General features: G+C 33.7%; 18 protein-coding genes, 2 tRNA genes and 1 other annotated feature. Of the genes, 17 read left to right on the plus strand and 3 right to left on the minus strand.

Features of this window, described 5'->3' with window-relative positions; all coding sequences use genetic code 11:
* The first annotated feature begins 10 nt into the window (after positions 1-10).
* The gene (gene budA / locus QA539_RS00060; protein WP_419895215.1) at positions 11-712 is read left to right on the plus strand and encodes an acetolactate decarboxylase; all 702 of its coding nucleotides are present in this window, start codon (positions 11-13) and stop codon (positions 710-712) included.
* 23 nt (positions 713-735) lie between these two features.
* Here the strand turns inward: budA and QA539_RS00065 are convergent, their stop codons facing one another.
* Positions 736-1,554 (minus strand): NAD(P)H-hydrate dehydratase, encoded by an 819-nt coding sequence (locus QA539_RS00065; RefSeq protein WP_283722029.1) that lies wholly within the window; start codon positions 1,552-1,554, stop codon positions 736-738.
* Between the two features lie 97 nt (positions 1,555-1,651).
* Positions 1,652-1,845, plus strand: a binding site (T-box leader).
* Positions 1,846-1,901: 56 nt separating this feature from the next.
* On the opposite strand from QA539_RS00065, the gene serS reads away from it, so the two are divergent.
* From serS to QA539_RS00100, 7 genes are all read left to right on the plus strand, one after another.
* Entirely contained in the window at positions 1,902-3,173 is a 1,272-nt protein-coding gene (gene serS, locus QA539_RS00070; protein WP_219493441.1) for a serine--tRNA ligase, read from the plus strand.
* 226 nt (positions 3,174-3,399) lie between these two features.
* A complete protein-coding gene (locus tag QA539_RS00075) occupies positions 3,400-3,915 on the plus strand; it encodes a YceI family protein (RefSeq protein WP_413475473.1) in 516 nt (171 codons plus the stop codon).
* 131 nt (positions 3,916-4,046) lie between these two features.
* Complete coding sequence (locus tag QA539_RS00080; RefSeq protein WP_419895216.1) at positions 4,047-4,958, plus strand: DUF2232 domain-containing protein; 912 nt, start codon at positions 4,047-4,049, stop codon at positions 4,956-4,958.
* A gap of 29 nt (positions 4,959-4,987) precedes the next feature.
* Positions 4,988-6,949 carry a DHH family phosphoesterase gene (locus QA539_RS00085; protein WP_283722031.1) on the plus strand — a complete coding sequence of 654 codons (1,962 nt, stop codon included), beginning with the start codon at positions 4,988-4,990 and terminating at the stop codon, positions 6,947-6,949.
* 1 nt (position 6,950) lies between these two features.
* A complete protein-coding gene (gene rplI, locus QA539_RS00090) occupies positions 6,951-7,397 on the plus strand; it encodes a 50S ribosomal protein L9 (RefSeq protein ID WP_419895217.1) in 447 nt (148 codons plus the stop codon).
* 17 nt (positions 7,398-7,414) lie between these two features.
* The gene (dnaB, locus tag QA539_RS00095) at positions 7,415-8,821 is read left to right on the plus strand and encodes a replicative DNA helicase (protein WP_413475470.1); all 1,407 of its coding nucleotides are present in this window, start codon (positions 7,415-7,417) and stop codon (positions 8,819-8,821) included.
* A gap of 322 nt (positions 8,822-9,143) precedes the next feature.
* Positions 9,144-10,433, plus strand: coding sequence for an adenylosuccinate synthase (locus QA539_RS00100; RefSeq protein ID WP_283722033.1), 1,290 nt, complete (start codon positions 9,144-9,146; stop codon positions 10,431-10,433).
* 142 nt (positions 10,434-10,575) lie between these two features.
* Here QA539_RS00100 and QA539_RS00105 read toward each other — a convergent pair whose 3' ends face one another.
* Positions 10,576-11,463 carry a YitT family protein gene (locus QA539_RS00105; protein WP_283722034.1) on the minus strand — a complete coding sequence of 296 codons (888 nt, stop codon included), beginning with the start codon at positions 11,461-11,463 and terminating at the stop codon, positions 10,576-10,578.
* Positions 11,464-11,584: 121 nt separating this feature from the next.
* Between QA539_RS00105 and QA539_RS00110 the strand changes: the two genes are divergently transcribed.
* From QA539_RS00110 to QA539_RS00150, 9 genes are all read left to right on the plus strand, one after another.
* Positions 11,585-11,659: transfer RNA gene (locus tag QA539_RS00110), tRNA-Glu, on the plus strand.
* Positions 11,660-11,683: 24 nt separating this feature from the next.
* Positions 11,684-11,756, plus strand: a tRNA-Asp gene (locus QA539_RS00115).
* 126 nt (positions 11,757-11,882) lie between these two features.
* Entirely contained in the window at positions 11,883-12,584 is a 702-nt protein-coding gene (yycF, locus tag QA539_RS00120) for a response regulator YycF (RefSeq protein ID WP_012655932.1), read from the plus strand.
* A 4-nt stretch (positions 12,585-12,588) separates the two neighbouring features.
* Positions 12,589-14,427, plus strand: coding sequence for a cell wall metabolism sensor histidine kinase WalK (walK, locus tag QA539_RS00125; RefSeq protein WP_413475471.1), 1,839 nt, complete (start codon positions 12,589-12,591; stop codon positions 14,425-14,427).
* Between the two features lie 52 nt (positions 14,428-14,479).
* Positions 14,480-15,733 (plus strand): two-component system activity regulator YycH, encoded by a 1,254-nt coding sequence (locus tag QA539_RS00130; protein ID WP_241427465.1) that lies wholly within the window; start codon positions 14,480-14,482, stop codon positions 15,731-15,733.
* A complete protein-coding gene (locus QA539_RS00135) occupies positions 15,733-16,524 on the plus strand; it encodes a two-component system regulatory protein YycI (RefSeq protein ID WP_419895218.1) in 792 nt (263 codons plus the stop codon). Before QA539_RS00130 ends, QA539_RS00135 begins: the two co-directional genes overlap by 1 nt.
* A 17-nt stretch (positions 16,525-16,541) precedes the next feature.
* A complete protein-coding gene (locus QA539_RS00140; protein WP_219493451.1) occupies positions 16,542-17,333 on the plus strand; it encodes an MBL fold metallo-hydrolase in 792 nt (263 codons plus the stop codon).
* A 259-nt stretch (positions 17,334-17,592) separates the two neighbouring features.
* Entirely contained in the window at positions 17,593-18,072 is a 480-nt protein-coding gene (gene rlmH, locus QA539_RS00145) for a 23S rRNA (pseudouridine(1915)-N(3))-methyltransferase RlmH (protein ID WP_219493452.1), read from the plus strand.
* Between the two features lie 104 nt (positions 18,073-18,176).
* The gene (locus QA539_RS00150; protein WP_101144144.1) at positions 18,177-19,622 is read left to right on the plus strand and encodes a hypothetical protein; all 1,446 of its coding nucleotides are present in this window, start codon (positions 18,177-18,179) and stop codon (positions 19,620-19,622) included.
* 57 nt (positions 19,623-19,679) lie between these two features.
* Here QA539_RS00150 and QA539_RS00155 read toward each other — a convergent pair whose 3' ends face one another.
* A complete protein-coding gene (locus QA539_RS00155) occupies positions 19,680-21,611 on the minus strand; it encodes a Dam family site-specific DNA-(adenine-N6)-methyltransferase (RefSeq protein ID WP_101144143.1) in 1,932 nt (643 codons plus the stop codon).
* Positions 21,612-21,629 lie beyond the last annotated feature (18 nt).

Consider the following 21,629-nt stretch of genomic DNA (forward strand, 5'->3'; position numbering starts at 1 on the left):
GGAGGAACTTATGAATCATTTATATCAATATTCAACTATGGGTGCGTTAGTTGGTGGTTTATTTGAAGGCACGTTCAAGATGTCAGAAGTACTGAAATCAGGTAACTATGGTATTGGAACGATGGACGGTCTAGATGGAGAATTGATTATTATAGAAGGTAAGCCTTATCTCATCGAAAGTAATGGAAATATACGAGAGGTGGATGCTGAAGAGCGCACACCTTTTGCGAGCATGATTGAATTTAAACCTACACACACATTAAATTACAAAGAGATATTAAATAAAGAACAGATGGATGAGATTATCCTAGAAGAAATAGAGGGGATGAACTATTTCCATGCGGTTAAGATTACGGGTAAGTTTAAGCTTATCAAAGCACGTGCCGTGAAAAAGCAGAAGAAACCTTATCCAAAATTAGTGGAGGCAGTAAAAGAACAAGGATACTTTGACTATACTGACACTACCGGAACATTGTTTGGTTTCTACACACCACACTTCATTCAAGGCGTTGGTGTTGGTGGCTATCATGTCCATTATCTGAGTGATGATGGTAAAGAAGGCGGCCATGTATTTGATTATGAAATCGAAGATGTATCTGTAGAGATGGCATTAGCAGAAGATTTAATATTAAAGATGCCAGAAACAGAGACATATCGCCAGAATGACTTGAACAACCCTGACATGCTTAAAGATATAGAGGCAAGTGAATAATCGTTTTAGAAGAGGATGAGGCATTATGCCTCATCCTCTTCTAATTCTTTCATCATATAAGGTAGCTGATCTATAATAGCAGATGGTGGTACTACATACATATCACGAGCAAGTTTATCTCCTATAAGACTATGGATATAAACAGCCTGCTTTATCGCTTCCTCTGTATCGAATTGTCCAATAAAGCTTGCAATGATGCCTGCCAAGGCATCACCCATACCTCCTGAGGCCATGGCGGGATCTCCTACTGTAATCTTATAATCACCGCTTTTAAGGTATAGTTCTGTTTCATGTTGTTTCAATATAACATGTGCTCCAAATTCATTAGCTTTTATTCGATTGAGTTCTGGTGTCTGTTCATCGATGCTGATGCCGCTGATACGCTCCCACTCCATCTGGTGTGGCGTAAGTATTACATTACATTTAGGAAATGGATGTTTTAGTTTGCTTAAGATCGTTATTGCATCCCCATCAATAATCAAGCTCTGTTCTTCTTTAATGTGTTGAAATAGTAGCGTTAGAACATTATTTCCTTGGAAATCTAAACCGAGTCCTGGTCCGATGAGTATACAATCAGCATTTTCGATAAGTTTTGTTAAACGTTTAATATCATTAATATCTGAAACCATAGCTTCTGGGCAACGGGAATGCAGAGCAGTATGATTTGAATGATGGGTAGCTACTGTTGTTAAACCACCACCGCTATATACACATGCACGAGCAGCAATCATAATTGATCCGCCCATATTTTGATTACCACCGATGAGTAATATACGTCCGTAATCTCCTTTATGACTATAAGGTTTACGTCTAGGTATACGTATTTCATTGATTAACTGCATAACCATTCTCCTTTTATGTTTCAATGTCCATATAACTATAACAGATATAGTTGAAATTCTAAAATGAATTTGATAATATGAAATTAAATTTAAATATATTATTTGTCTGTTTGGGATAAGTAGTGAATACATTTTTATAAGAGACGTAACGGCTGGTGGAAGTTACGAAATGTATTGATGAATTTCTACCCATTGCATTGAGGATAAATCGGCTTAACCGTTATTTAATTGAGAGAATAGTCGTACTGACTATTAATTAGGGTGGCAACGCGTAAATACCACGTCCCTTTCAAGGGATGTGGTATTTTTTGTTACCCACATATAAAAAATATGAGGAGGCAATACAAATGTTAGACATTAAATTATTTAGAACAGAACCAGAATTCGTTAAGAAAAAATTAGAAATGCGTGCAATTGATACTTCCATCGTTGATGAAATTTTAGCGCTTGATACAGCAGCACGTGAACTTACAGCAAGAACTGAAGAATTAAAAGCAAAACGTAATAAAACCAGCGAAGAAATTGCACAGAAAAAACGTAATAAGGAAAATGCAGACGATGCAATTAAAGCAATGCGTGAAGTGGGTGAAGAAATAAAGCGTATTGATACTGAGTTGAACGAAGTATCTCAAACGTTGAAGGATAAACTTGTACGTTTGCCGAACTTAGTAAGCGATGAAACACCATTTGGCAAAGATGAGGATGAAAACGTTGAAGTCAAGAAATGGGGAACACCACGTACATTTGATTTCGACGCAAAAGCGCATTGGGATATCGTCGAAAATTTAAAAATGGCTGATTTTGAGCGTGCTGCTAAAGTTTCAGGTGCACGTTTCGCATTTTTAACGAAAGATGGTGCGCGTTTAGAACGAGCATTAATGAACTTTATGTTAGATACACATCGTGCAAACGGATACGAAGAAATGGTGACACCACAACTCGTAAATGCCGCTTCTATGTTTGGTACAGGACAACTTCCTAAGTTTGAAGAAGACTTATTCAAAGTTGAAAAAGAAGGTTTATATACAATTCCGACTTCAGAGGTACCACTAACGAACTTCTATCGTGACGAAATCTTAACAAATGATATGTTACCTACGAAATTTACTGCGATGACAGCATGTTTCAGAAGCGAAGCAGGTTCAGCAGGCCGTGATACACGTGGATTAATTCGTATGCATCAATTTAACAAAGTCGAAATGGTGCGCTTTGAACGCCCTGAAGATTCTTACGCTGCGTTAGAAGATATGACACGTTCAGCTGAAAGTATTCTGGAGAAATTAAATATTCCTTATCGTACGATTGCTTTATGTTCTGGAGATATCGGATTTGGTGCTGCAAAAACTTATGATGTTGAAGTGTGGCTGCCAAGTTATGATGCCTATAAAGAAATTAGCTCATGTTCTAATATGACAGACTTTCAGGCACGACGTGCAAATATTCGCTTCAAGCGCGATAAAAATGCAAAAGCTGAACTTGTAAATACATTGAATGGTTCAGGACTAGCTGTAGGACGTACTTTTGCTGCAGTAGTCGAAAATTATCAAAATGAGGATGGATCTATCACAGTTCCAGAAGTACTCGTTCCATATATGGGTGGACAAACTGTAATTAAATAATAAGCAGAGGCGGTTCAATGTTATCATTTGAATCGTCTTTTAATATGATGTTATAATAAGACAGAATTATCAGAATATAAAAACTTTTATTATATAGTTTTTATAGTCGAATATAATTTTTATATTTGATATATTAATTATAACGAAATGGAAGGTCATAATTATTTAACGATATAAACTGGCATTTCTGAATCGGTATAAAAAACTTAAAAGGTGGAACTTAATGATGACAAACTTTAAACTAGACCCAGTACACAGTAACGTAGAATTCTCTATCAAACATTTAATGGTATCAAAAGTGAAAGGTGAATTTACTGAATTTGATGGACAAGCTACAGGAGACATCAACGATTTAACATCTCTACAATTAACAGCTTCTGTAAAAGTAGATTCTATTAACACGAACAATGCAGACCGCGACGGTCATTTAAAATCTGCTGATTTCTTCGATGTAGAAAAATATCCGGAGATTAAATTTGTATCTAAGTCTATTACTCAAAACAAAATAACAGGAGACTTAACAATTAAAGATCAAACGCATGAAGAAACATTTGATTTAGAATTTAACGGTGTTCATAAAAATCCAATGGATGGAAGCAGTGTAACTGGATTTATCGTAAATGGATCAGTTAACCGTGAAAAATATGGCATCAACTTTAATCAAGCCTTAGAAACAGGGGGCGTTATGATTGGTAAAGAAGCTAAATTCGAAGTTAACGCTGAATTTGCAATCGAAGAATAATAAATATAATTGTAGCTGGGGCAAAATTGCCTCAGTTTTTTATTTTGTTCTGAAAAATTGAGACTTGAGAAAGAAAGTTGTAAAATAGAGTAGTTATCGAAATTTTTGTTTTAAGAAAGTGAGATTTTAATTTGAATATTGATATAAGAAAAACAATTGTAACTTCTATTATTATGCTATTAGCAACAATAATCATTCATTTTGTACCAGGGCTATTCTTAATTATTGCACCTTTTTTGCTTATTCCTGCAGTGACTTTGTATTATCACTCTAAAGAAAGTTACTATGTGATGAGTTTTGTAATTCTTATCGCTGTTATATTTGCTTCGATATTCACAATGCAAATTATGTTAAGCGTTATTTTTGGAGGTTATATTGTAGGCCAATTATTAAAAGAGAAAGCTTCTAAGGAACGTATACTATACATTTTGACTGTGTTTTATACCGTTTTTTCGTTAATCGCTATAATTATATTGCAAATGGCTGGTGTTATACCGAAAATGGCGGATATTTTTGCCCCTGCTACAGATGCTTACTATAACTTATTAATGGCAGAGGTTGAAAAAGGCACAGTTACTAAAACATACGCTGATTTATTTTTAACGAGTATGGATGCATTAGTGTTACAAATACCAGGGTTATTAATTTTATTTTTATTTATATTATCCCTTATTCAAATCAGCATTACTTTTCCATTTGTAAGAAAGTTTAAAGTATCGACACCAAATTTCCGACCGTTATATATGTGGCGTATTCCAAAAGTAGTGCTATATCTATACTTTCTTACGCTTTTTATTGCACTCTTCATTACAGATACGGATGTCGTGCTGTTAGGCATAGTCACAAACTTTAAGTATGTGTTAGAATGGGTTATATTCATCCAGGGACTCTCGCTGTTTAGCTTCTTTATAAAAGTAAAACGTACACATCCAGTATTAAACATTTTAATATACATATTTGCATTTATTTTCTCACCAGTGACACAAATCTTTGGAATGATAGATATGATATTGAATTTAAAATCTAATATTAAGCGCAAGTAAGATTATAAATTTAACGAAGAGGTGTCAACATGAACAGAAAGTATAACAGGCAGACATTGATCATACCCTTTATTGTGATGACGCTTGCTGCTATCATCGTGACAGGGATTTTGTATACTGAAGATGCGATGTTAGCTGGAGTGACCAGTGTGATTCTATTTATTATTATCTGCATTTCCTACTCTTACTTTAAACATAGTTTGAGACAAAATGAACGTTATATTGAGAATTTGTCCACTGTAATTGGTAATGGAAAGAACTATGCGATAAGTGAGTTACCAATAGGGATTCTGCTGCTAGATGAAAATGAGCATATTGAATGGTATAACCATTTTATGAATGAAAAAATTAGTGAGCCTATTATTTCAGAATCTATTCATGATATTTTTCCGAACTTGCTGAACCAACTTAAGGTAAGCGCGGTTAATGAGGCGAATGCTCAATACAAAGACTACAAATTTAAAGTGATGTTTTCTGAAGAGAATAATGTACTATATTTCTTCGATATTACTGATAAGATTGAAACACATCAATTATTTGAAGATGCAAAGCCTGTAATTGGTATTATGTTTTTAGATAATTTTGACGAAGTCACTCAAAACATGACCGACGCCCAACGTACCGAGATTAATAGCTTAATGTCTATGGAAATCAATAAGTGGGCAGAACTTAATAATGTTTATATCAAAAGATATCAATCGGATCAGTTTATGATGTTCTTTAATCAAAAAATATTGCACTCAATCGAAGAAACAAAATTTAATTTACTTGATAATATTAGAGATAAAAGCCGTGAAATTAAGACACATGTCACTTTGAGTGTAGGGATTGGTGAAGGTGCTGATAACTTAATTGAATTAGGTACACTTGCGCAATCAAGTTTAGATTTAGCCCTTGGACGTGGTGGAGATCAAGTAGCGATTAAACATATAAATGGGAATGTGAGATTTTATGGCGGCAAGACAGATCCTATGGAAAAACGTACACGTGTCAGAGCTCGTGTAGTATCACATGCATTGAAGGATATTCTTGTTGAAGGAGATAATGTGATGATTATGGGGCATAAACGCCCTGATATGGACGCTATTGGTGCTGCAATCGGTGTGGCACGATTTGCGAAGATGAATAATCTAAAGGCAAATATAATACTCAATGATCATGATATCGATGATACGTTATCGCGTGTAATGACAGAGATTGCTGAAAAGCCAGAGCTAAACGAAATCTTTATTAGTTCAGAAGATGCTTGGAATCTAATGACGAAACGCACAACTTTAGTCATCGTGGATACACATAAACCAGAGATGGTTATAGATGAAAATATATTAAACAAAGCTTCCAGAAAGGTTGTTATTGACCATCATAGACGAGGAGAAGAATTTGTATCAAACCCATTACTTGTTTATATGGAACAATATGCTAGTTCGACAGCTGAACTGGTGACAGAGTTACTAGAATATCAACCGACCGATTATAAATTAACGCGACTGGAAGCGACTGTAATGCTTGCAGGTATTATTGTCGATACACGCAACTTCACATTACGCACAGGTTCCAGAACATTTGATGCAGCAAGTTTCTTAAGAAATCATGGTGCAGATACGATATTATGTCAGCATTTCCTAAAGGATGATATGGAGACTTACATTAAGCGCTCAGAAATTATTCAGACAGTGGTTCTTGAAGATAACGGTATTGCGATTGCGCATGGTCCTAGTGATGAAGTGATTCATCCTGTTATTGTTGCACAAGCAGCAGATCAGCTACTTAACATTGAAGGTGTTGAAGCTTCATTCGTAGTAGCCAAACGTAAAGATAATGTTGTCGGAATATCAGCGCGTTCATTAGGTGAAATCAACGTACAGCTTGTAATGGAAAAGATGGGCGGTGGTGGCCATTTATCTAATGCAGCAACCCAAATTGAAGACATGACTGTTGAAGAAGTTATCAGTCAGCTTAGAAATATTATTCATGATGAAGGAGAGGAATAAAATGAAAGTTATATTTACACAAGACGTTAGAGGAAAAGGTAAAAAAGGTGAAATTAAAGAAGTACCTGTAGGATATGCGAATAATTTCTTATTAAAGAATAAATTAGCTGTTGAAGCAACACCAGGTAATTTAAAACAGCTAGAAGCGCAGAAGAAAAGAGTAGAGGCAGATAAGCAGCAAGAACTTGAAGATGCACAAGCATTAAAAGAAAAATTAGAAGCACTAGAAGTTAAAGTGACTGCAAAGTCAGGTGAAGGTGGTCGTTTATTTGGTTCAGTCAGCTCTAAACAAGTTGCTGATGCATTAAATAAACAACATGGTATTAAAATTGATAAACGTAAAATGGATTTACATGATGGTATCAGAAGTTTAGGCTATACAAATGTGCCTGTTAAACTTCATAACAAGGTAAGCAGCACATTAAAAGTGCATGTAACTGAAGCATAATAGATAAGGAGGATAATATGGCAGATTATCTTGAAGGTAAGAAACTCCCGTTTAATTTAGTTGCGGAACAGTCAGTTTTAGGCGCTATCTTTATCGATAATGAAGTATTATCTTCCGTTCTAGAAGTACTCGTTCCTGGGCATTTTTACAGACAGTCGCATCAACATATATTTGAAGCGATGATGACATTGTCTGAGAAAAATGAAATAGTAGATATTGTAACTGTAGTAGATCAGATGACATCAGACGGGACATTAGAAGCGGCTGGTGGAGAGATGTATCTTGTAGACTTAGCTGCAATTGTACCGAGTGCCCGTAATGTAGATTTTTACGCGGATATCGTCTATAAAGATGCTGTAAAGCGACGATTAATTCATACGGCAGACACTATTATGGCGGATGGTTATAATGAGACACTAGATCTCGAAACGTTACTTTCTGATGCCGAAAAGCGCATTATGGAAGTGTCTACTTCTAGAGGGTCAGAAGGTTTTCAGGAAATCAAAGATGTATTGACGCAAGTCTTTAATAATGCTGAAGAACTTGATAAGAACCAAGGGCAGACCCCAGGTATCCCTACTGGATACAGAGATCTTGATCAAATGACGGCTGGGTTCAACAGAAATGATCTAATCATTATTGCAGCACGTCCTTCGGTAGGTAAGACCGCTTTCGCCTTAAATATTGCAACACAAGTAGCAACGCATGATCGAGGCGATGAGACGCCTTATAGTGTGGGGATATTTAGTCTTGAGATGGGTGCTGATCAGTTAGCAACACGTATGATTTGTAGTACAGGGAACGTAGATTCTAATAGATTACGTACAGGAACAATGGATGGAGAAGACTGGAATCGTTTCACAGTAGCAGTGGGTAAGCTATCTAAGACAAATATATATATAGATGATACACCAGGTATCCGTATTACAGATATCCGTTCTAAGTGTAGAAGACTAAAACAAGAACATGGATTAGATATGATACTGATTGATTATCTTCAACTTATTCAAGGTTCAGGAAGTCGTTCCAGTGACAACAGACAACAAGAAGTATCAGAAATCTCGCGTATGCTGAAAGCTTTAGCTAGAGAACTAGAATGTCCTGTAATTGCGTTATCACAGTTATCTCGTGGCGTGGAACAAAGACAGGATAAACGTCCAATGATGAGTGATATTCGTGAATCAGGTTCGATTGAGCAAGATGCAGATATCGTTGCATTCTTATATCGAGATGATTATTACAATCGTGGTAATGGTGAAGATGGTGAAGAAGAAGTAGATGCAGGGGCTCAAGAGGAAAACGGGGAAATAGAAATTATTATTGCGAAGCAACGTAACGGTCCGACAGGAACAGTTAAACTTCATTTCTTAAAGCAATATAACAAATTTACAGATATTGATTATGCACATTCAGATGTATATTAATGAGTAAAGTGTATAAAATGAATAAAAACCGTACATTAATTTTTTTTATTAATTAATTGTACGGTTTTTATATTATATATGACTAGGAAATGACAAGATAGTTTGTGAAAAAATAAAATAATAAATGATCAATTATTAAATTGTTATTTAATAAAATGCTGAAATATCAATGTTTTTTTAAAAGTCAGATGTTCATAATCTCCATTTCTATGTCTTTTAGTGAAATAAGTGAATATTTATTAATGTTCGTTTTTTAGTTGATTTTCCCCGATTTCATTGTTAAAATGTTTAAGGTTAGTGAACAAAATTTGGAGGTGCACTCATGTCATCAATCGTAGTTGTTGGGACTCAATGGGGAGACGAAGGTAAAGGTAAAATCACGGACTTTTTAGCAGAAGAAGCAAACGTTATTGCACGTTTTTCAGGTGGTAATAACGCAGGACATACAATTAAATTTGGTGGAGAAACATACAAATTGCATTTAGTACCATCAGGTATTTTCTATTCAGATAAACTATCTGTTATTGGAAATGGTGTAGTAGTAGATCCTGTTGCATTATTAAAAGAATTAGATGCACTGAATGAACGTGGTGTAAAAACTGATAACTTACGTATTTCAAACCGTGCACAAGTTATTTTACCGTATCATTTAAAACAAGATGAATTAGAAGAAGAAAAACGCGGTGATAATAAGATTGGTACAACGAAAAAAGGAATCGGACCATCTTATGTAGATAAAGTACAACGTATCGGTATTCGTATGGCAGATTTACTTGATAAAGAAACGTTCGAAACAAAGTTAAAAGAAAACTTAGCAATGAAAAACGAAATGTTTGAAAAATTATTCAATGCTGAAGGATTTAAATTTGAAGAAATCTTTGATGAGTATTATGCAGCTGGCCAACGCCTAAAAGAATATACAGTAGATACTGCAAAAGTATTAGACGATGCATTTATGGCAGAGGAAAAAGTGTTATTTGAAGGCGCTCAAGGAGTGATGCTTGATATCGATCACGGGACATACCCATTCGTTACTTCAAGTAACCCGATTGCAGGGAACGTAACAGTTGGTACAGGTGTAGGTCCAACGTTTATAGATAAAGTTGTTGGTGTATGTAAAGCTTACACGTCACGAGTAGGAGACGGACCATTCCCGACTGAATTATTTGATGAAGACGGGCATCATATTCGTGAAGTTGGTCGTGAATACGGAACGACTACTGGACGTCCACGTCGTGTAGGTTGGTTTGACTCTGTTGTATTACGCCATTCTCGCCGTGCAAGTGGTATTACGGACTTATCAATTAACTCAATTGATGTATTAACAGGTTTAGAAACTGTTAAGATTTGTACAGCATATGAATTGGATGGTAAGGAAATTACAGAATACCCAGCGAATCTAAACGAATTAAATCGTTGTAAGCCGATTTTCGAAGAATTACCAGGATGGACTGAAGATGTGACTTCATGTAAATCATTGGACGAGCTACCTGATAACGCACGTCGTTACTTAGAACGTATCTCTGAGTTATGTAACGTTAAGATTTCTATCTTCTCAGTTGGACCAGATAGAAATCAAACGAACTTACTTGAAAACTTATGGGAAAAATAAGAGGCTATCACCTGAGCGATTAGCTTCGAGTAAAATCCCGTAAAGGTGCCAAAGAAGCGCTTTTTGTTTCGGCACCTTTGAGCGATTAGCTTTAAATTAAAAGCCATAAAACATTTAATGTTTTATGGCTTTTAAAATTGTTTTAATGTATATCTTTCTTTTTAAATCTGCCGCCTTTAACTTCAGAGACGTTCCCAATGGCAACAAATGCGCTGTCATCATAATGATTGACGATATCTTTAAGTTTAAATTCTTCTAATCGCGTAATGACACAGAAGATGACTTTCTTGTCATCACCAGTGTATGCTCCTTCCCCTTTCAAATAAGTAACACCACGACCGAGACGATCATTAATAGCATCTCCAATTTCTTCGTATTGATCGCTGATGATCCATACAGATTTTGATTCGTCGAGACCTTGCTGTACAATATCGATGGTTTTAGATGCGATAAAGTAAGCAATAACAGAATACATGGCAGATTCCCAAGTAAATACAAAGCCTGCAGCGGTGTAGATAAAGAAGTTAATGACCATGACAATTTCACCTACTGAAAAGGGAGTCTTATTGTTGATAAGTATCGCAAGAATCTCTGTACCATCAAGAGAACCTCCGTAACGGATAACAAGTCCAACACCGAGTCCAAGAATGACACCACCAAAGATAGTGACCAAAAACTTTTCATCTGCAAATGCGGGTACTGGATGTAATAGTGCTGTACCGATGGATAGTATACCGATACCATAGAGCGTAGAGAGTGCGAATGTTTTACCAATCTGTTTATAACCAAGGTAGAAAAAAGGGATGTTTAATAAGAAAATAAAGAGTCCAATAGGCAATTTTAAGAAATGGCTTATCATGATCGATATACCAACAATACCACCATCTAATAGATTATTAGGTACGAGAAATAATTCAAGTGCAATGGCCATTAGAATCGCGCCAATTGTAATGATCATAAACCGTTTTAATTTTTCTTTTAACGGAAGTTTTTTATGGGTTTTAAAAGGTTTTGCGGAAGTTATATCCATGTTGTGCACTCCAATCTAATATATATAAATAATTATACAGAAAAAATCAAAATTTATTTAAAAATATGCTTGATATTTATAAATTTATCATGCTATAATCAATCTTGTGTTAAAAAAATTCGGCCCCTTGGTCAAGCGGTTAAGACACCGCCCTTTCACGGCGGTAACACGGGTTCGAATCCCGTAGGGGTCACCATTTTTCAATTACATATTTATACATGGTCCCGTGGTGTAGCGGTTAACATGCCTGCCTGTCACGCAGGAGATCGCGGGTTCGATTCCCGTCGGGACCGCTCAAAAGAAGATACGTTTACGTATCTTCTTTTTTTGTACTTGTCAGCAGTATAGAAAAAGATGTTGAACAGTGGTAAATTATAAGATAGATACTTATAAAAATTTTTATGAGATGAGGGAAATGTATGTCGAGAAAAATCGTAGTTGTAGATGATGAAAAACCGATTGCAGATATATTAGAATTTAACTTAAAAAAAGAGGGTTATGAAGTTCATGTCGCTTATGATGGCGATGATGCAGTGGAACTAATCTATGATATTCAACCAGATATCGTATTGCTAGATATTATGCTTCCAGGTCGTGATGGTATGGAAGTCTGTCGTGAAGTGCGTAAGAAATACGATATGCCGATTATTATGCTGACAGCTAAAGATTCTGAGATTGATAAAGTGTTAGGCCTGGAACTTGGTGCTGATGATTATGTGACAAAGCCATTCTCTACACGTGAACTGATTGCGCGGGTTAAAGCCAATTTACGTCGTCATTACTCACAAACACAATCTGAAGAGAAGGAAGAATCCACAAATATTGTCATTAAAGATATTGTAGTCTACCCTGAAGCTTATTCAATAAAGAAACGTGGTATAGATATCGAACTGACACACCGTGAATTTGAACTTTTTCATTATTTAGCAAAGCATATCGGGCAGGTCATGACACGTGAACATTTACTGCAGACAGTATGGGGCTATGATTATTTTGGTGATGTAAGAACTGTAGATGTTACAATTAGACGTCTAAGAGAAAAGATTGAAGATGATGCAAGTCATCCAGAATATATTGTGACACGCCGTGGTGTAGGATATTTCTTGCAGACGCAGGAGTAATAGAATGAAAGCGATTTTTAAAAAACTTCAGTCGTTACATATAAAGCTCGTTGTTATTTACGTCTTATTAATTATTATTGGGATGCAAATTATCGGACTTTATTTTACAAATAATCTCGAAAAAGAGCTTACAAAGAATTTTAAAACAAATATTAATCAGCAAATAAAGTCTATCAACTATGATATTAGGACTGTATATAACGAAAATAAATCTTCACCAAATAAAATACAAAAAGAAGTCCAGAAAGTTGTAGATGAATATGCATTAAGAACAGAGATAGATACCATTCGTTTTATTAATGATTCCGAAGTTATCCTTGCGACAAGTAACGATACAACTAAAGAAAATATTAACCAGAAGATCAATGATAAACAGATACAAAATTCTTTATCACTTGGGAAAACGAATGATCGTATTAAGCTGCGTGATGATCCTAACGGTAAGGTGAGGGTCTGGGTAAAGAATTTTCCAATTAAAGATGACAATAAAATCCTTGGTGTTATTCATATTGAAGAATCTATTGAGCCGGTGTATGCGCAGTTGATGAAAATCAATAGCATCTTTATTATCGGTACAGGTCTGTCATTGTTAATTACAATTATTCTTGGGTTCTTTATCGCAAGAACTATTACTAAACCTATTGCAGATATGCGTAATCAAGCGCTAGAGATGTCTAAGGGGAACTACACAAACCGTGTTAAAGTATACGGTAACGATGAAATTGGTGAGCTCGCACTAACTTTTAATAACTTATCTAAGCGTGTGCAAGAAGCGCAGGCGAATACAGAGAGTGAAAAGCGTAGACTTGATTCAGTAATCACGCACATGTCAGATGGGGTTATTGCGACAGATAGACGTGGTCGTGTACGTATTGTTAATGAAATGGCACTAAAGATGCTTGATATGAATAAAGATGATGTAGAAGGACGTCATGTTCTAGACATCCTTGCAATCGAAGCGCATTATTCATTGGATGAACTGCAGGATATTGCAGGTGGTATTATCATCGATATTAATGAAAAAGAAAGGCTTATTGTAAGAGCATCGTTTAGTACCATTATTCAAGATACAGGGTTTATTACGGGTTATATCGCAGTGCTGCATGATGTTACCGAACAACATCACGTTGAGAATGAACGACGTGAGTTCGTTGCGAATGTTTCACATGAATTACGTACACCACTAACAAGTATGCGTAGTTATATTGAAGCATTGGAAGAGGGCGCCTGGAAAGATGAGAATTTAGCACCGCAATTCTTAAGTGTGACGAGAGAAGAAACGGATCGTATGATTCGATTAGTTAATGATCTGCTCCAATTATCTAAGATGGATAATACAGATGATAATTTAAATAAAGAGTTGATTGATTTTAATATGTTTATTCACAAAATTATCAATCGCTTTGAGATGTCAGAAGGAAAGAATGCGACATTCATACGTGATATCCCTAAAAATGGTATATTTGTTGAAATAGATCCAGATAAGATGACGCAAGTATTTGATAATGTAATTACGAATGCATTGAAGTACTCTAAAGGAAGAAAGAAAGTTGAATTCCACGTGAAACAAAATACGTTATTCAATCGTATGACAATACAAATTAAAGATAATGGTATCGGTATTCCTTTGAATAAAGTAGATAAAATCTTTGATCGTTTCTTCCGTGTAGATAAAGCACGAACACGTAAAATGGGCGGCACTGGATTAGGTCTCGCAATTAGTAAGGAAATTATCGAAGCCCATAATGGGAGAATCTGGGCTAATAGTAAGGAAGGGTACGGCACTTCGGTGTATATAACGTTACCTTGTGAAGTGCTAGATGACGGTGAATGGGATGTATAAAAGTATATTTAAAGGGCTAACACTTTTCATCCTTGTTTTGATGAGCGTTATATTGACATATAAAATATGGAACTTCAAACCTAATCTTGTGAATGTAGAAAATTCCATTACTAAAAGTTCAACGGCGTTAAGTCCTAAAAATTTAGATAATATTCACAGTGCTTTTTTGCCATATCAAGCGGTAAGTTATGCGAATAATAATATTTATGGTACGACAAACAAAGATATATTGCTGGAATATATTAATAGTCTATCTAATAAGAAAATAACTGCCATAAGTACAAAGCAACTCAATATTAATTATATGCCTAAAGGAATGAAAGAACGATTTCTAATATTAGATTTTGCAAGCGACTTTCCATTGTCTATGTATTTATCGGATATTTTAGATAGTACTTTTAAAGGTGATGTCGATGAAACATTTAATCGCCTCATTGTGGACAGTTATTCAAAAGATAATTTAGTCCTATATGTCATTACTGATCATCAGACAATGGTGGCAATTGAAATGGATGCTTCGAGCAATAATTTTAATGAATTCGTTAAACATAGTGAAAAATCGATGGAATCCTATACAGGAATAATAACAAATGAACAATCGACAGACGAAAAGACAAGTATCTATGTGCCGGAACATCCTTCAGAGACTAAGAGATATAGTTACCTTGCAGATATAATTAGTGTAGATGATATTAATAAAGCAGTGCTTGGTGATAAAAATAGTATTATCGAACGTAAAGATAAAAATGACTCAAAAACATACAACTCTAATACAGGTATTGTGAAAGTAAAAAATAAATCAACGTATAAATTCAATAATTTATCAGAAGTCAATCATGCTAAACCTCGACCGCTTGAACACTTAATCAGCAGTTTCAATTTTATTAGTGAACATGGCGGATTTACTGATGATTATCGTTATTTTGATATAAAATCATCTGATAATGCAATCAGCTATCAAATGTTCTTTAAAGGATATCCAGTATTTCATGAAAATCATCTTAGTGAAATTGATATTGTATGGGGAGATAAAGATGTTTATGAATATAAACGTGGTTTATATTCAACAAGCGTAGCAGTCCCTTCAACAAAAGATATTGCTAAACTTCCTTCGGCTGAAGAGGTCCGTTATAAACTCGCATCAAATCAGGAATATCATTTTGATCAAGTCAGTAATATGATGGTCGGCTTTAACATGGTCTATTCAGATCAGGATACAATTCAATCTACATTATCTTTCGAGCCGGAGTGGTATGTGAAATACAATAATGAGTGGAGATTGTATCAAGATGGGAGGCTCGTATAATGGATTGGAAGCACGCAACGTCATTGTTTATATTTGTATTTCTCATCATTAATATAACATTAGGCTATATATACTATGAGAAAGTACAACGTGCGAATATTGTAGAGGATACGAGCAGTGAAAAATTAGATTTTAAAAAAGAAGGTATTAAATTAACGAAGCTTCCTTCTGCAGAGAATGTAAAGATGAATATCGTATCAGGTAAAAGTGCTGGGTTCACACAAAGCTCTTCTGATTTAGAAAAAAAAAGTGAAGAACTGAGCACAGTGACAAAAGTAGAAATTAAACCGGCAATTAAATTAACAGCAATTCAAGAAGATGATATTATAAAAGGTATTAAAAATTATTTACTTACTGAGATTGATAAAGGAAAAGAATATACTTTAAGCGGTATTGATCGTGCTAATAAAAAGTTATATTTCGATCAGATGTATGGAGAATATCCAATATTAAATAATGATAAAGCACAGATAAAGTTTTCATATAACGAAAAGAATGAAGTAACATCATTTGAACAAACATATTTGAAAGACATCCAAGAAGGATTAGGAAAAAATAATGAAAAGAAAAAAGTAATCCCAGCGATAGAAGCATTAGAGGTACTTTATTATCAAACAAAATTAGAATGCGGCGATGAAGTTATGAGCGTACGTTTAGGATATTATTCCATTGTGCGTGAAGTAAGAGGACAAGTATTAAAGCCGACCTGGCAAGTCGCAGTTCGTAAGGTGGATTCGTCTATTGAAACGTACTATGTAGACGCGGTGAATCCAGAACAACCAATATTGTAATTTAAGTGAGTGATAGAATGATTAATATGTCAGTATTAGCAAGTGGAAGTACAGGAAATGCAGTTTACGTAGAAAGTGAAAAGGGATCACTTTTAGTAGATGCAGGACTAACAGGTAAGAAGATAGAAGGATTATTCGATCAGATTGATCGTAAAGTAGAAAACTTAAACGGGATACTTGTAACACACGAACACATCGACCATATTAAAGGACTCGGCGTATTGGCACGTAAATATCAATTACCAATATACGCGAATGAGAAGACATGGGAAAGAATTGAACATGCAGATAAGAAAATACCGAGTGATCAGAAGTTTATCTTTAATCCATATGAAACAAAATCAATCGCAGGCATGGATATTGAGTCGTTCGGTGTGTCACACGATGCGGTAGATCCGCAATTTTATATCTTCAATAATAATTATAAGAAACTTACAGTTATTACGGATACGGGATACGTATCTGACCGTATGAAAGGTATGATTCACGGAAGTGATTGTTATGTGTTTGAAAGCAATCATGATGTAGATATGCTGCGTATGGGCCGTTACCCATGGAAAACGAAACAGCGTATATTAAGTGATATGGGACATGTTTCCAACGAAGATGCTGCGTATGCAATGCGTGATGTGATTACTGGTAGTACAAAGCGTATATATCTTTCACATCTCTCTCAAGATAATAATATGAAAGATATTGCACGTATGAGCGTACAACAAATATTAAATGCACACGATATTGATACTGAGAATGAAGTGGTGATCTGTGATACAGATAAAGCCGTGGCAACACCAATTTATGAGATTTAAGTATTCACATGTGTATAAGTATAGAAAATTCACAAAATATGTGCATAACTATGGATAACTTTGTGCATAAATAATAAGTTATACACAAAAAAGAAAAGATGTTCGGTAAAACGGGCATCTTTTTTATTTTTATGCATTGTAATTTTACAAAAATTATATGAATAACCTTTAAAATGTGATTATAATAGGATTGTGAAATGTGAATATGTGATTAACTTGTGGATAAGTAGGATAACTTTTATAAAAGGAATGAATAAACATGAAAATAACAATAATAACTGTGGGTAAGTTGAAAGAGAAGTACTGGAAGATGGCTGTAGATGAATATGTAAAAAGACTTGGTGCATATACTAAATTGGAACTCGTTGAGGTAGCTGACGAGAAAGACTCGGATAATATGAGTGAGAAAGATATCGAGATTGCGAAGAAGAAAGAAGCGGAAAGAATATTGAGCAAGGTGAAGGAGGACAGCTTTGTATATACGTTAGAAATTCTTGGCAAGCAGCTCGACTCTGTGCAGTTATCAAAAGAGATGGAGCAAAAGATGAACACCGGTAAAAGTCACTTAACCTTTATCATTGGAGGATCAAACGGTCTGCATCAAAGTGTTATGAATCGCTCTAACTACGCCCTATCATTTAGTAAGATGACATTTCCGCATCAGATGATGAAAGTGATACTGCTGGAGCAAGTGTATCGAGGGTTTAGAATAATTAGGAATGAATCGTATCATAAGTAATGAGGTTTACCTTTTCGATTATTTAAAGAATAATTTCTAATTAGTTGTATACATTTCATTATGGTATAATATTGATAATATGTTACTTGAGCGGAGGATGAAATTTGTCTAATTTATATATTTTATCGGAAGAAAGACCTAAAAAGAGTGTTATCACGCAGTTAATATTATTATCTGAGGAAAGACTGAAAAAAGATAGTAAAAAAAAACATAAAGATTCTGATGATTTGGAAGGAAAGGTATTATCTGCATCAGAGGAACCATTAGATATTAAAATTATCCCTGAAATAATAAACGGAAAATTTACTTTTAATTATTATGTTGATGGATATTCATCAAAATGGTTTGATAAAATAATAATTAAGTTATCTAAAGGTTACTCAAGTTTTATGGATTTTTTAGTTTTTTATCAAGATAAGCAGCCAGATCCTTCAAAGAGTAATAAATTATTATTTGCGGTTGAAGAAACTAAAACTAGAGATTCTGAAAGTAGAAATACAGGTGTATATCAACGCGGTACAAAATTTATTTTTTTCAATCATTATTTCCCTGATACTCCTATTTACATGTTATACAACGATAGTAATGAGGATTCTGAAAAACAGCCGTCAGACACTAGCATATTTGGTACTAATTTATATAAAAATTTGGAAGTTGAAATATTGGGCAAAGATGATAGATGGTTTAGTAGCTTCAGTAGTATAGAAGATTTAATCAATTTTAAATCTAATATGCGTAAACCACCAAAAAGTAATGTGCCTATGGAAATAATGAAAAATAATGATGTAATATATATTTCTGGTATTTTGAGTAAACCTAAAGATAAAGGTAATGTCGGACATGATCCAAATATTGGTGCACTATCTTTAATAAGTGCAGTTCTTCGTAAGTTGGGGTGGTGTGGTGATATTATAATTACGAAACATGGTGTTAGGCAGGAATATGTGAATGCTAATAAAAAAAATAAGTTTTTACTTATGTGTTGTATTCTTAATATTAAGCTCGAAGGATTAGATTTAAATTATAAAGAAATTCAGGCAAATATGCCAAGAAATTATTGGAAATACGAAGAATCTAGTGAAAAAATAGCTGATATATTCTTACATTTAATCTGTGATATGCATGGTATTCCAGCAATATATGAGAATCATGCTGGTAGTGAAAGAGGATATTTTGTCGATAGTAAAATGAAGAATATTGTAATTTTAAAAAAAAATATTCATAAAGAGTTATACTATATACCTGATGTATTAATTGCTAATCATCAAGGAAAAGAACTGCTGCTAATTGAAGGGAAAGTTTATGAAAAATATCATCAAGGGGTTTTAGAACTTGAAAATTACACAACTTTTGAAGAAGATTATTTAAAAAAGTATTATAGTGAGTATAAATATGAAAAGTGGGTTACTCTATATTCAAGTAAAGGAATGCAAACCCTTCCACATGAAAAAGTATTGTTGCTAATTAATAGTGAAGGAACCATTGTTTTGAACGACAAAGCACCTGAATGGTTAAAGCATATATTCACTCTTGAAAAAATTAAATTCTAAATATTATATAAAAAAAACAACTTTTTACTTTGTTAATACAGTAAAAAGTTGTTTTTTTTATTTTAAAATTTTGAACGTTACTGGATCATAATTAGTGACTAAGACTTCTTCACTTTTTAGTCTTTGTGTATTATATGAGGAGTTCTTATAAGTATGAGTTAAATAATGTATTTGCACATTGTTTTCGTTAGCAAATTGTTTTAATAAGTGATGCTCTTTGCTCTTATGTGTCAATACGTTACTAAGTGCGTATCGAATATTATTATTCGTTAAATCGCACATTAAATTGTACATTTCTATTTCTTGATTCTCATTCCAATTTGTAAAGCCCCTATTACCATCGTTATAACTTCCAGTCGTTATTATATAAGGAGGATCCAAATAAACGAAAGATTCTTCATCTAAACTTGAAATATCAAAATCTTGGAAGTACATATCTAAAAAAGTATAATCTAAGCTTTGTAACTTACTTACAAAATTTAATAAATTGTTTTTCATATTTTCGCTAAAATGACTTCTATTTTTACCGAAAGGATTATTGTATATCATATTATTATTAAATCTTATTTGATAATTATAAGAATATGATATTAGAACATATAAATCCAATGGATTGGGATTAGTATTATACATTTTTCGAAAATTAATATAACTTTCTTCATTTGTTTTACTTAAATTAAACTCTGCAATACGATTTTCTACCATTTTTATTAATTCATTAACGTCCATGTTAGCAAAATATCTAAACATTTCATTTATTTTATCGTTCATATCAACAAAAATATGCTTATTTGCTGTGACATTAATTCCTACATTAGCTCCACCGGAGAATAGGTCTACAAAAGTCGTAATGTTTCGAGGAAATAAAGGTAGGATTTGATTCAATAATCGATGTTTTCCTCCAATATAATTTAATGGACTTTTTATTAGCTTACTTTTATTATTAATATTTTGAGGAGGAGTATAGCTTTTCTTTTCATATTTTTTTATATAAAAGAGATACTCATATAACTCTGATTTTTGAGAAGTAATTTTAGATTTGTATTTTCGATAGGGGATTTTAACAACGTCGACATTTCCATCTATAGAACTATTTTTTAATAATGAATATATATCTTCAAATGGAATTATTCCCTCATCATTATAACTCAATATTACATGCGTGGATTTAAGGTTAGTAATAAGATCTTCTAAAGCTTCGTATGCATTTTTTGTCATTGAATATTTACTTTTTAATGGTGACCATTCAAAAATTTTAGTTTTTCCACGTAATTCTGGTTGCTCGTCTCTTGCTATATTTTCGAGTAAGTGATAATTTGACGCATACTGTCTTTTATTGTATGGAATATCTATATAGCAAATATCTACTTCTAGTTCTCTCACTAACAAATTGGAGTCAATGTTGTATGCCTTATTATTTTTATAATTATCTTTTACTTCTAAGGGTTCTAGAATTAATTTATTTAAAGCTCTTTTATCCCAATGTTTTAAGAAGGCACCATATGTCCCGGTGATATTACTGATATAAGGTATTGCTTCGATTAAACATGAGAGTAAATAATAATATTCTGTGTTATTTATCAAATTATCATTTAACCAAGAATTTATTGTATATCTAATAAAATCAATACGTGACCCATTTTCTTCTGTAATATACATAGCATCACCCAAAGGTGTGTAATTATAACTATAATAATTACTTTCTTTAAAAGTCATTGCGTTAAAATCATTATTTAAATATTCAAAAGGATCGAATTTTAAATTTTTAAAAGTCGGACTTATATTATTTTCTATTGTAGCTTTTGCATTAACAAAGCTAAAATACAATAGGTCATTAGTAATAATCTCATACTCATCTTTAAAATACCTACCAACTGCGTTAGTTCCTGCAAAAAGGTCTAAAAATACTTTTTCATCACCTAGTACATGTTTCTTTAATAAAATGTCAATTTCTTCTAACAAATTAGTTTTTGAACCAATATATCTCATCTTTTAACCTACTTTCTA

The organism is Macrococcus psychrotolerans (assembly GCF_038095555.1).
GTDB lineage: Bacteria > Bacillota > Bacilli > Staphylococcales > Staphylococcaceae > Macrococcoides > Macrococcoides psychrotolerans.